The following is a 13,463-nucleotide window of genomic DNA, read 5'->3' as shown; positions in this document are numbered from 1 at the left end:
ATCGCTAATAGTCTATTGATTAAGCGATTAATAAAATGATTTCTTATAAAAAAGTTATAATATGACACCAAATAAGAATAAAACTGCATTAACGACGATTGGAATTGACCACAGTACCAATCGCCAGATAGATAAACTTTGCAAGCGGTACAATCTGAAAAAAGGAGAAATCGTAAAGCTCGCTTTCGAGTATATGGATAAGGCGTGTATCAATCCGTCCGAGCCGCCGGAATCCGTTAAAACAGAATTAGCGAAGATAAACAAGCGGCAGGATGACCTGATACGTTTTATTCGCCACTTTGAAGAAAAAGAGCTGAATCCGATGATTCGGGCGACTCATTCGATAGCTGCCCGTTTCGATGGAGTAGTAAAAGCCTTGGAAGAGATGATTAAGTCGGAGATTGAGGCAATGTGGGAAAGGAATTCTGGTGTCTTACAAAAAATCAGTGATACCTTCGGACACCACGCTGAGATTATAAATGGTCAGACCAAGCGATTATCCTCTATTGATGAGAAACAAAAGCGAGATAATCAGAAATTGTTAAATCTGATTAGCCTCTATTCCGAACTGGCAACGTGTGGAGTTATGGATGGCAAGCGAAAAGATAATCTCAAGACTGAGATTTTCAACCTGATAAACGAGCAATAGTATGAATATCGACTTCCCACCACCCTCCAAAGGAACATACAACAATGCCGGAGGTTGCCGACAGTTGGCAAATTACCTTGAACATGAGGATTTGGAACGTATGGAGAAAGGCATTTACACCGAAGGTTTCTTCAATCTGACAGAAGAAAATCTGTACAAAGCCGATGTTATTGAGGATATTGATACCAATATCGGGCAGCTCTTGAAAACGGATGCCAAATTTTATGTAATACATGTCAGTCCGTCGGAGAAGGAACTGAAAACGATGGGCAACAGCGAGCAGGAACAAGCCGAAGCCATGAAGCGATACATTCGAGAGGTCTTTATTCCCGAATATGCCAAGAACTTCAATAAAGGGTTATCCGCAGAAGATATAAAGTTCTACGGAAAGATTCATTTTGACCGCGACAGATCAGATAACGAACTAAATATGCACTGCCATTTAATTGTCAGTCGGAAAGACCAATCGAACAAAAAGAAGTTGTCGCCATTAACCAACCATAAGAACACCAAGAAGGGAGCAATCAAAGGCGGTTTCGAAAGAACGAACTTGTTTCAACAAGCGGAGGTAGGTTTTGATAAGCTATTCGACTATCAACGAGATTTACAAGAAACGTTTGTGTACTGTAATACAATGAAAAATGGCAGTCTTAAAGACAAATTGCAGATGCAGGAGCAAGAATTGAAGCAGCCTCAAAAGCCATTAGTGTCTGAAATAGAGAATAATAAAAAGCAAGAGCGTACCAGCGTTGGTGCGGGCATACAGCCAAGCAGACAAACGTTTGGCCAGTCAAACGACCAGCCAGCCGGACAGTCGAATAGTTGTAGAAATATCGAGCTAAACGCTCTATCTTCCTTATTCTCCATACTCCCCACCGCTGCGGATGTTAGCAATCCTAATCCGGAAGAAGAACAGCCACTTAAAAAAGTCAAGAAAAAGAAGAAAGGCAGAAGGATAGGTTAATGAACTCCTTTCTCATTTGGTAAACAAAGATATATTCCAAGAATAAAACGTCAACACCAAGCCGCAAGCGGTTTTACGCGAAATCTCCACACCTCCGCTATGCTTCGGGTAGTATTTCCCGCAAAAGTGTTGCCTTATTTATTCTTTCCATAGAAGAGGTGTTTGCAAAATGTAAAAGGGGAAAAATATGAAGGGGTGTGTATGAGAGACAGGTTGGGGTGGGCGATGTCCTTTTGAACAATTCCTGTTTTTGCCCGTAAAAACAAGAAGAATACTTATGTATATATGTGATGTTGATAACTTTTTTACCACATACGCCTGCTGTTTATTGAACATTTACTATATTTGCCAAATAGTGTCAAGACAAAATAATAAAATCATGTTGTTTACAGAATTCATAAGACAATCAAGAGAGCAGCTGCAATTACCGCAACGGAAATTGGCTGAGGCTTTGGATATTGATACAGCAACCTATTGCAAAATTGAGAAAGGAGAACGGAAGGTAAAAAAAGAACAGGTTGTAGTTATTGCACAGGTGCTTAATATAGAGGAGAAGGAACTTCTAAGCCTATGGCTTGCAGACCAAGTTTCAGCAATTGTAGCTGACGAAAAAAGTATTGCTGAGAAAGTCTTGAATATTGCTAAGGATAATATAAATAGAGAGTAATCATGAAATTGTCGAAACTGATAGTACAAAACTTTAGAGGATTGAAAGGAGAACCAAATGAAATAGATTTCTCCAATTCAGATATAATTTTTCTTTTGGGGCAAAATAATGTTGGAAAATCTACTTATTTGCGTGCGTACGAATTCTTTACAAATGCCAAACAAGCAGCAGAGAAAGAGGATTTTCATAATCATACTACTGAAAATAACACAATTACCATTGAAGGGTGGTTTATAAAAGAAGATGCTGATGAAGATGACACTGAATTGCAAGGCAAAGGAAAAGAAAAAGATGCAGAGTGGATTAGCAAATGGGTTGGAGAAGATGGCTTCGTGAAAATTAGAAAAGAATGGAAGACTGTCGGGAGTAGCTTTGAGAAATTTACATATTCTCCGTCTGAAAACAAATGGGTGCAGAATGGTTTTGGAGGTATGGATACGTTGTTTGCAAAGTATTCGCCTACACCAATCGTTATCAGTGCGATGGAAGATCAAAACTCCCTTGAAAAAAAAGTGAATGATTTGCTCGAAAAGGAATTTGTAAAAAAAATTAAAGAGACATATCCTGAAAAATATGAAGCACTAATAACTGGCGTAAAAGAACTACAGTCTTTGATAACCGGCTCGGAGTCAGTTGAAAGTTTGAATGCAGATTTAAACAAACACTTTCAAAAGGTGTTTGCTGATCTGACATTGAAAATTCAAGCCACAAAAGATGAGAATATTAAAATTGAAGATGCCTTCAAAAAAAACCACTCTGTAATTGTAGAGCGAAAAGAAAGTTCACGGAAAGAAACCTTCTTGCAAAATGGACATGGTGTAATTAGGCAGGCATTGTTTAATTTTCTGACTTTCCTGAAAAGAGATTCTGAAACGAGCAGAAAGCAGTATTTGATATTGTTTGAAGAGCCGGAAGTCTTTCTGCACCCCAAAATTGCGTTTAAATTGCGCGAAAGCTTATATGAGTTAGCACAAAATAGCCCATATCAAATCATTTGTGCCACTCATTCTCCATTAATGATAGATATTTCTAAGCCACACTCTTCATTGATAAGGGTTGTAAAGAATATGGACGAAACAACTACGACTTTTCAAATAGGTGAGGATGTTTTCGGTCGAGATGATGAACAAAAAGAGCGAGTGCAGATGATAAACCGATTTAATCCGCATATTTGCGAAGCGTTTTATGCAGATAAAGTTCTTCTTGTAGAAGGAGATACAGAAACAATTGTTTATCGAGATATCCTTAATAGATATTACCCAAACGAAGAAATCTTTGTATTGAACACAGGATCAAAAAACAATATCCCTTTCTTCCAAGAGATACTTACTCGATTCCAAATTAATCATTTTGTCATTCACGATACAGACACAGAGAAATCCTCTAATGGCAACAATAACCCTGCATGGACTCTAAATCAAACTATTTGGACGAAAATAGAAGAAGCCAATAGTGTAAAACCGAATCTTGCAAGACGCTATGTACATACTACTAATTTTGAGACAGCACATAATATTTCTTTATCTGGAGGAAAAGATAAGCCGTTAAAAGCATTCCAGTTTGTAAAGAGCATTGATAGAGAAAAGGAAGTTCCTGATTGTTTAAAATGGTTAGATGACATTGTAGGCAAACAAGAAATTTTGCACAATATGGATTATATCACAGGAAATTAAAATAACATATCATGACAAGAGAACAAGAACGTGATGAACTTCACCGCGCAATATGGCAGATTGCTAACGATTTAAGAGGCAGCGTAGATGGCTGGGATTTTAAGTCATATGTATTGGGAATGCTATTTTATCGGTTTATCTCCGAGAATTTGACTTCCTTTATTAACAAAGAAGAGCAACGAACCGGTAATGCCAACTTTGATTATTCCAAAATATCCGATAAAGATGCTGAATTTGGCAGGGCTGACACAGTAAAAGAAAAAGGCTTCTTTATCTTGCCTTCTGAACTGTTCGTCAATGTCTGTAAGAATGCCAAGGCGGATGAAGACCTGAACGAAACGCTAAGTCGTGTGTTTAAGAATATTGAGAACTCGGCAAAGGGAACTGACAGCGAAGACGACCTCAAAGGTCTGTTTGACGATATTGATGTAAACAGCAACAAGCTGGGAGCTACCGTTCAGAAACGAAATGAGAAACTGCAAAAGATATTAGATGCTATCGGTGGCTTGAGTCTTGGCGATTATCAGGACAATACAAACGATATGTTTGGCGATGCCTATGAGTTTCTGATGACTATGTACGCCAGCAATGCCGGAAAATCAGGAGGTGAGTTTTTCACACCGCAGGAGGTTTCCGAGTTGCTTGCCGAAATAACTGTTGTAGGAAAGAAGCAGGTGAATAAAGTGTATGACCCTGCTTGCGGTTCGGGTTCTTTGTTGTTGAAGTTCGCTAAAGTATTAGGAAAAGAAAACGTGCGACAAGGCTTCTTTGGTCAGGAAGTAAATATCACTACCTACAACCTTTGTCGTATCAACATGTTTTTGCACGATATTAATTACGAGAAGTTTGATATTGCTCACGGAGATACGCTAACTGAACCGAAGCACTGGGACGATGAACCGTTTGATTGTATTGTCTCTAATCCTCCCTACTCTATTAAGTGGGAAGGCGATGCCAATCCGCTTCTGATTAACGACTCTCGTTTTTCACCTGCCGGAGTGCTTGCACCCAAGAGTAAAGCCGATTTGGCATTTACCATGCACATGCTTTCTTGGCTTGCCACTTCAGGCACGGCAGCGATTGTTGAGTTTCCGGGCATATTGTATCGTGGTGGCGCCGAGCAAAAGATTCGCAAATACCTGATCGACAATAATTATATTGACACCGTGATTCAGCTTCCGCCTGATTTGTTTTTCGGCACAACGATTGCCACCTGTGTGATTGTATTGAAGAAAAGCAAAAAAGACAATGCTACGCTGTTTATTGATGCTTCTGCTGAGTTTGTGCGTGGCGGCAATAAGAATAAACTAAGCGAAGATAACCGCAAGCGAATACTCAATGCTTTTATTGAGCGTAACGATGAGGCGCATTTTACCTGCCTGGTTCCCAATAGCGAGATTGCCGAAAACGACTACAATATCGCCGTAAGCAGTTATGTGGAGCAGGAAGATACCCGAGAAGAAATAGATATTACCAAACTAAATGCCGAAATAGAAACCATTGTAGCTCGCCAAAGCGAATTGCGCAAAGCGATTGATGCAATAGTCGCAGACTTAGAAGGAGGTAAGCGATGAATAAAGTAGAGAAGCTGATTGAGGAGCTTTGCCCTGATGGGGTGAAATATCAAAAGTTGAAAGATATATTTAGTATAACTCGTGGTAGAGTTATGTCTAAAGAGTATTTGAGAGATAATTTAGGAATCTATCCCGTCTATTCTTCCCAAACGGCTAATAATGGAGAAATAGGGAAAATTGGAAGTTATGATTTTGATGGAGAATATTTAACTTGGACTACGGATGGAGCTAATGCTGGCACTATTTTCTATAGAAATGGCAGATTTAGTATAACAAATGTATGCGGTTTACTAAAAGCTAAGGATGAGCGAATTATACCTAAATTTGCATATTATATCTTGAGCATAATAATGAAGAACTATGTGAGCACTGGGATGGGAAACCCTAAATTGATGAGCAATGTCGTTGAAAAAATCCTTATACCCATACCCCCTCTCGCCATTCAGCAAGAAATCGTAACGATTCTCGACAAATTCACTTCGCTGGAGGCGGAGCTGGAGGCGGAGCTGGAGGCGGAGCTGGAGGCGCGTACGCGCCAATATGATTTCTATAGAAATCAACTGCTATCGTTTGACAAAGATAACGTGGATTGGAAAACATTAGGGGAGGTTTGTCAAAAGACTGAAAATGTTAAATGGAAAGATAGTGTAAGTGTTGAATATGAATATATAGATTTATCTTCTGTTGATAGAGAAACCAATACAATATTAGAAACACAGACAATTCGTGCTGATAATGCACCGAGCAGAGCCCAACAAATTGTGCAAAATGAAGATGTAATTTTTGGAACAACAAGACCCACTTTAAGGCGATATTGTTTTATAAAGTCCGAATATGATGGACAAATATGTAGTACCGGATTTTGCGTGTTACGAGCCAATAAAAATATTATTATGCCACAGTATTTGTTTTTCGCATTAACAACAAGCGATTTTTACAATTATGTGGAAAATAATCAAGAAGGAGCAGGATATCCTGCAATATCTAACAGCAAGGTGAAAAAATATAAAATCCCCATACCCCCTCTTGCCGAACAAGAACGCATTGTTGCCATATTAGATAAATTCGATCACTTAGTCAACGATATTTCTCAAGGTCTCCCTGCAGAAATCAAAGCAAGAAGAAAGCAGTACGAATATTATCGCGAGAAACTGCTGACTTTTAATAATGTAAATAATTGACTATTATGCCAAATAAACTGACAAATTCTTCTGTCTCAAGGCAGAACATACTTAATAACTCGCTTGCCGTAAACGAAATACAAAAGGCAGTTGGAGTAAAAGGAATCTTATTTGAGAGCGAATATAAGTTCCTCAAACGGCAGATTGCAGATTTCTTTGAGGTTACAGAGCGTACTATAGATAACTATCTTGAAAAATACGAAAAAGAGTTATCTAAAAACGGCTACGAGGTTTTGAACGGTAAACGTCTGATAGACTTTAAGTTAGTGTTTTCTAAAGAATTTGATAACGAAAACGATTTCGTGATCAAAACAGTCCGCCTCGGAGTCTTTAATTTTAGAGCATTCCTTAATATAGCTATGTTGCTAACAGATAGCGAAAAAGCTCGTGAATTAAGGAGCGTTATTTTGGATATTGTTATAGATACCATAAATAAACGTACAGGAGGAAGTACAAAATATATAAATCAACGTGATGAGGATTTTATAGGAAATTTGTTGCGTGGAGAAGATTATCGCAAAGAATTTACCGATGCCCTCCGTGATTTTGTCGATATGGGTAACTTTAAGTACATGGTTTATACTGACAAAATATACAATAGCATTTTTAAGGAAAATGCTGCTGAATATCGGCGCGTATTAAAATTAGAAGAAAAAGAAAACGTTCGACAAACAATGTATAGTGAAGTCTTGGATATTATCTCCAGTTACGAAACAGGATTTGCTGAACTACTAAAGGGAGAATCTCAACGATTAGATCGCAAACTAACTTCTTTTGAAACAGATAAGTTATTTTCAGAATTTGAGAAGCAGAGACTTTGGGAACCATTGCGAGAAAAGGCAAGAAATAAAATGGCAAGTCGGGATTTGTGTTTCAGAGATGCGTTGCATAAGAATTTGGAAGAATATATTAGTTCTGTTCCGCAAGCTGATTTCGAACGCTTTTTAGGAGAAAAAAGCATGGAACTTGACGAACGTCTTGAAGAATACAAAGAAGCTTTGAAACGCTTAAAAGAACGCGATTAATATGATTCTCTATATAACACAGGAGCAAGCTGAACATATCCACAAAAAGACGGTTGATCTCAGTGGTGGAGGTAGTTACGAAGCTATAAATATCGGTTATCTGTATAGTGCCTTGGAGCTAATACAAAATGATGATTATTATCCGACGTTCGAAGATAAGCTCATTCATTTAGTGTGGTCTATTAATCGGAATCACGCTTTTTCGGATGGGAATAAACGGTTGTCAATAACCTTAGGTGTTCAGTTCTTGTCGTTGAATGGTTATTTATATTGTATAGAACGGTTTTTGCGCGAGATGGAAAATATCAGCTATCACTTAGCCGCCGGACGTATAGAGAAAGAACTACTGGCTGAAATCATTCATTCGTTTTTAGAAAATGAAGAGGATTTTTGCGAAGAACTAAAATTGAAACTATTACTTGCTATTGACAATCAAGAAATTGGGTTTAACGAAAATGATGAATTAGTATGACATATTCTTTAGTTGCCGAAAATCCCGAAAGCACCGTTGTTTCCGAATATCAATCGGATTATAAACGAGAGCAGCATTACCAGTCGGAAGCCGAACTGGAAAAGGCATTTGTAGAACAACTTCAAACGCAAGCTTACGAGTATCTGCCTATCACTTCTGAAGAGGAGTTGATTGTCAATTTGCGAAAGCAGTTGGAATTGCTGAACGATTACCAGTTCTCGGACAAAGAGTGGAAACAGTTTTTCAAGAGCAAAATTGCCAATCAGAACAACGGTATTGAGGAGAAGACAAGCATTATTCAGGAAGATCATATTCAGCTTTTGGATAAAGATGATGGCACAACTAAAAATATCTATCTGCTTGATAAAAAAGATATTCACAATAACCGATTGCAGGTTATTAACCAATACACAGTCGACAATGGACAGCGTTCCAATCGCTATGATGTAACCATTTTGGTAAACGGTTTGCCCTTGGTACATGTTGAACTGAAAAGACGAGGGGTGGATATTAAAGAAGCGTTTAATCAGATCAATCGCTACAATCGGGAGTCTTTTTGGGCGGGCTGCGGATTGTTTGAGTATGTGCAGCTTTTTGTTATTTCAAATGGTACTTATACAAAATATTACAGCAATACCACCCGTTTTGCCCATATAAAAGAATTGGGTGATGGCTCGGTGAAAAAAGGGAAACGCACCAGTAATAGCTTTGAGTTTACCTCATGGTGGGCAGATGCCAACAATCGACCAATAACGGATTTGATGGATTTCTGCCGTACATTCTTTGCGAAACACGCCTTACTGAATATCCTTACAAAGTATTGTGTGTTTACGTCCGACAAGCTTTTGTTGGTTATGCGACCGTATCAGATTGTCGCCACCGAGCGCATACTTGGAAAAATCAACTCTTCAAACAATTATAAATCGTATGGCACAATAGAGGGTGGAGGGTATATCTGGCATACGACAGGTAGTGGAAAAACGCTTACTTCATTTAAGACCGCACAGTTGGTAAGTAAGTTGCCTTTTATAGATAAGGTGTTGTTTGTGGTGGATAGAAAAGACCTCGACTACCAAACGATGAAGGAATATGATAAATTTGAGAAAGGGGCAGCCAATAGCAATACCAATACGTCTAAATTAAAAGAACAACTGGAAAAGCCGGAAGCTCGAATTATCATAACTACCATTCAGAAACTATCTATACTTATTGCGAAGCATAAAAAGCATGCGTCGTACAATAAGCATGTTGTAATCATTTTCGATGAATGCCACCGCTCGCAGTTTGGCGATATGCACACAGCCATAACCGGCGCATTTAAGAAATATCACCTTTTCGGCTTTACCGGAACTCCAATTTTTTCTAAAAATTCAAGTAGTAGCGGCAAGCCTCATTTGCGTACTACCGAGCAAGCATTTGGAGCAAAGCTCCATACATATACTATTGTCGATGCTATTACCGATAAGAATGTGCTTCCCTTCCGTATTGACTATATCCGCACAATGAAGGAGCAGGAAGATATTGCAGACGCGAAAGTTTGGGATATTGACCGCGAAAAGGCATTAGCTTCTCCCGAGAGAATCAGCAATATCGTTCAATACATACGAGAGCACTTCGACCAAAAGACGAAACGGAATAGCTACTACCAATTAAAAGATCGTCGCTTGGCTGGATTCAACTCCATATTTGCGGTAGCCTCTATTGATGTGGCAAAAAAATACTATACTGAGTTTCAGAAACAATTAACAGGTTTACCAAGCGATAAGCAACTAAAAATTGCCACTATATATAGTTTTGGAGTTAATGAGCCTGACGATGAGGATAATGGTATTATCGAAGATGAAAATTTGGACGACACAAGCCGATTGGATCAGAGTTCAAGAGATTTTCTGGAATCCGCCATTCAGGACTATAATAGGATGTTCAAAACCAACTTCGATACGTCAAGCGATAAGTTTCAGAACTATTATAAGGATGTATCGCAGAAGGTAAAAGACCGCGAAATAGATTTGCTAATAGTCGTCAATATGTTCCTTACCGGTTTTGATGCGACAACACTCAACACTCTTTGGGTGGATAAGAATCTGCGTTTGCATGGATTGCTACAAGCATATTCTCGCACAAACCGCATTCTCAATGCAGTTAAAACCTTTGGAAACATTGTATGCTTTCGCAATTTAGAGAAAGCGACTAATGAAAGTATAGCCTTATTTGGAGACAAAGAAGCCGGAGGTGTTGTATTGCTGAAAACCTATTCCGAGTACTACAACGGTTACCAAAAGGGCGATAAAGATGTTCCGGGTTATGCTGATTTGGTGAATGAGTTGTTAGATAAATATCCAGTAGGAGAACAAATTGTCGGCGAAGAAAACCAAAAAGAATTTATCAAGCTATATAGTACTATCTTGAAAGTGAAAAATATACTTTCTACTTTCGATGAATTTGCAGGAAATGATATTATATCGGAAAGAGATGTACAAGACTATCATAGTATGTATATCAATCTGTACAATGAATTCAGAGGGAAAAATAAGGGAGATAGCGAAAATGTGAATGATGATATTGTCTTTGAGATGGAGTTGATAAAACAAGTTGAAATCAATATCGACTATATTTTAACTCTGATCAAGAAGTACCACGAAGGGCATTTACAAGATAAAGAAATTGTGGTAAGTATCAATAAAGCAATTGATTCAAGCGTTGAGCTTCGTAACAAGAAAGACCTTATTGAACGTTTTATCGATTCACTCAATCCGTCTTCCAATATAGATGACGATTGGCATTCGTTTGTCGATGCTAAGAAACTTGAAGAATTAAACGTGATTATTGCTGAAGAGAATCTTGATAAAGACGAAACATATAAATATGTAAACAACGCTTTTCGCGATGGCTATATTCAAGCAACGGGTACAGCCCTTACGAAAGTGTTACCACCTGTTTCAAGATTTAGCCCAACAGGAGACCGTACAAAGAAGAGAGAGACTGTCATTGAGAAACTGAAAGCATTCTTCAATAAGTTTTGGGATATTTCAGGCGGTAAGTTTGAGGATTAGGTATTATTACAGAACAAAAAAGAAAACACTATGAGCTTAGACATATATCTTTTCAAAAACGGCTTTGATATTCAGAAAAGCAGAGCTGATATAGATGCCACTTACACAAAGTTGCAAGCTATAAAGGAAGAACTGGAGCAACTCGAAGGTGATTATAAGGAGGCAACGCTGTCCAATCTTAATGTGACCCATAATCTCAATAATATGGCTAAAGCGGTCGGGTTGTATGAAGTTTTATGGAGACCTGAAGAGATTGGGATTACTACAGCTTTCCAGATGATTGTACCACTTGAGGAAGGACTTGAGGAACTGGTGGCTAATCCGGATAAATATAAAACATTCAATCCTCCCAATGGTTGGGGAGATTATGATATCTTTGTAGATTTCTGTAAATCGGTGTTGCGTGATTGTCGTGAATATCCTGATGCAACTATTGAAGCAGGTCGATAATCAAAATGGAGGTGGTCAGAAGACGAACAAACTCCCTAAAATGGATCACAAACGACAATATAACCGATGTTTTGCACACCCAATATCAGTATCGTATTTGTACCATAAAAACATAACCGACTGATATTCATATATCATTTCTTTCGAAGAAGTGAAGTAATTACACCAATCCGTAATACAAACGACAGCCATCAGAGTTTTCTGATGGCTGTTCTTTTATTTACTATACACGTTCGAAAAGATTATTTCGGGATTCTCCTTTGATAATAGCGAATCAGGAAGTCCCAGTTTTCGCGGACAAGCTGCTTGCCTCGTTCTTCGCCTTTGATACTATTCAAAGCTGCATCCGGCAGGTAATTTTTATGGGTCAGGTATTGCACAATCTCGATCGGGCAAAAACCAGATACAGCATAAAAAGAAATGGCCTCCCGCTTGGCGACATGCGGATCATAAAAAGGATTACGCGGATCTTTGATTGATTCCAACCCACTCTTTTGAATGATAAGTCCATCTTTCGGTGTAGCGGTTAAAATCAACCCGCCACCTACTTTAAATTCTTCTAATCCATCCGCATAGTTATATTTCATCGATTTCGTCAGAAATGTATCTAATTCCTTATCCGAAGAGAAATACATTAAAGGCTCACCCTTTGAGGCCCTTATAAAATCATCATAAGCAGCTCTTTTATTCTTCTTTTCTCTTTCTTCGGTATCTTCCAAATCCTTCTGAGACAAGTCTTTTCTATCATAACCGATCATTATGCCGTTTTGCCACCATTCACCTCCAAAGCGTACAAGGGCACAATTAAAAAGTGTACTCCCAGGCTTAGCGTTCGGCACATGTCCTGTCGATTTTTTAAATACAGGGAACTCTTCGTGTGTCAGAATATCGATCAAATAATAATATGTTTCATCCTCCTTCTCCAAATAATATTTCCGCTGAGGTCTAAATTCGACATCCTCAAAGATTGATTTATTCTCATCAAACCTATAAAAAGCTGCAATCTTAGCGTACCATTCCGGAGTAGTCAATGCCAACAAATGATTGCGATGATTAAACAAGTCATATATTTTCTGATCATACGCGACTTTATCTGCATAATCTTTACTAAAGTCATACTTCGCAATCTGTTGAAGCACTTTTTCTTGATAGCTTTCACTATTACCATAATTTATATAACAATCAAAATGAAGCCACTCGATAAGTTTCCTATACTCGATAAAATCGGTTAATTCTTCTCGCTCAAAATCGACATAATCCAGCAATCGCATATTACAAGGCGCATCTTCACAATGCGCATCCAACAATTCATACAGTCCCCATGCCACCGCATGGATGCCCGGATTCTCCGGATTGATCAAAACATGCGGACTTAACCGTTGAAACAGATGCCATAAAAGGAAATTCACATCCTCCGGATTGATTGCCTCATCCAGATACTCCTCTTCATTTATTTCAATAAACGGCAAAGGACGGCCATATAACTTCCGGCATTCTTTCGTGAAAGCGTTCCAGATCCCAAGTTCAGAGACCATATCTTCAAACCAAGCTGTGACACAACAAGCCACCTCCTTTTTCGTTTCAAAAGAAGGAAAAGCCTCCGGGATAGGGCATGTATCCAACAGATTCAACACCTCATTCGCAACCTTGATATAATAAAGATCGGTCTCATTCACCCGATTATAAGGGTGATACTTCAACCAGTCTGCCGGAAAAATCTTCTTTTGCTTCATCTCAGATTATTTTTACAACAAA

Annotated in this window: 11 protein-coding genes; 10 read left to right on the top strand and 1 reads right to left on the bottom strand. The window is 38.5% G+C overall.

The features are described 5' to 3' along the window. The first annotated feature begins 61 nt into the window (after nucleotides 1-61). The 10 genes from M2133_RS07425 (at nucleotide 62) to M2133_RS07380 (ending at nucleotide 11,708) form a co-directional block, all read left to right on the top strand. A complete protein-coding gene (locus M2133_RS07425; RefSeq protein ID WP_277465394.1) occupies nucleotides 62-649 on the top strand; it encodes a BfmA/BtgA family mobilization protein in 588 nt (195 codons plus the stop codon). Between the two features lies 1 nt (nucleotide 650). Then, nucleotides 651-1,613 (top strand): DUF5712 family protein, encoded by a 963-nt coding sequence (locus M2133_RS07420; RefSeq protein ID WP_277465393.1) that lies wholly within the window; start codon nucleotides 651-653, stop codon nucleotides 1,611-1,613. A gap of 379 nt (nucleotides 1,614-1,992) precedes the next feature. Then, the gene (locus M2133_RS07415; protein ID WP_277465392.1) at nucleotides 1,993-2,280 is read left to right on the top strand and encodes a helix-turn-helix transcriptional regulator; all 288 of its coding nucleotides are present in this window, start codon (nucleotides 1,993-1,995) and stop codon (nucleotides 2,278-2,280) included. A gap of 2 nt (nucleotides 2,281-2,282) precedes the next feature. Continuing rightward, on the top strand, nucleotides 2,283-3,953 hold the full coding sequence (locus tag M2133_RS07410; RefSeq protein WP_277465391.1) for an AAA family ATPase: 1,671 nt from the start codon (nucleotides 2,283-2,285) through the stop codon (nucleotides 3,951-3,953). A gap of 11 nt (nucleotides 3,954-3,964) precedes the next feature. Next, complete coding sequence (locus tag M2133_RS07405) at nucleotides 3,965-5,527, top strand: type I restriction-modification system subunit M (protein WP_277465390.1); 1,563 nt, start codon at nucleotides 3,965-3,967, stop codon at nucleotides 5,525-5,527. After that, nucleotides 5,524-6,708, top strand: coding sequence for a restriction endonuclease subunit S (locus M2133_RS07400; protein ID WP_277465389.1), 1,185 nt, complete (start codon nucleotides 5,524-5,526; stop codon nucleotides 6,706-6,708). Before M2133_RS07405 ends, M2133_RS07400 begins: the two co-directional genes overlap by 4 nt. Nucleotides 6,709-6,713: 5 nt before the next feature. Further along, complete coding sequence (locus M2133_RS07395) at nucleotides 6,714-7,733, top strand: DNA-binding protein (RefSeq protein WP_277465388.1); 1,020 nt, start codon at nucleotides 6,714-6,716, stop codon at nucleotides 7,731-7,733. A 1-nt stretch (nucleotide 7,734) separates the two neighbouring features. Continuing rightward, the gene (locus M2133_RS07390; protein ID WP_277465387.1) at nucleotides 7,735-8,205 is read left to right on the top strand and encodes a type II toxin-antitoxin system death-on-curing family toxin; all 471 of its coding nucleotides are present in this window, start codon (nucleotides 7,735-7,737) and stop codon (nucleotides 8,203-8,205) included. Then, a complete protein-coding gene (locus tag M2133_RS07385) occupies nucleotides 8,202-11,258 on the top strand; it encodes a type I restriction endonuclease subunit R (RefSeq protein ID WP_277465386.1) in 3,057 nt (1,018 codons plus the stop codon). The genes M2133_RS07390 and M2133_RS07385 overlap by 4 nt, the downstream gene beginning before the upstream one ends. A 30-nt stretch (nucleotides 11,259-11,288) precedes the next feature. After that, nucleotides 11,289-11,708: a hypothetical protein gene (locus tag M2133_RS07380; RefSeq protein ID WP_277465385.1), complete on the top strand. Its 420-nt coding sequence runs from the start codon at nucleotides 11,289-11,291 to the stop codon at nucleotides 11,706-11,708. A gap of 242 nt (nucleotides 11,709-11,950) precedes the next feature. Here M2133_RS07380 and M2133_RS07375 read toward each other — a convergent pair whose 3' ends face one another. After that, nucleotides 11,951-13,441 (bottom strand): DUF3843 family protein, encoded by a 1,491-nt coding sequence (locus M2133_RS07375; protein ID WP_277465384.1) that lies wholly within the window; start codon nucleotides 13,439-13,441, stop codon nucleotides 11,951-11,953. Between the last annotated feature and the right edge of the window lie 22 nt (nucleotides 13,442-13,463).

It is taken from the genome of Parabacteroides sp. PF5-6, from assembly GCF_029504695.1.
Lineage (GTDB): Bacteria > Bacteroidota > Bacteroidia > Bacteroidales > Tannerellaceae > QVMG01.
This window is presented reverse-complemented; position numbering and strand designations above follow the sequence as displayed.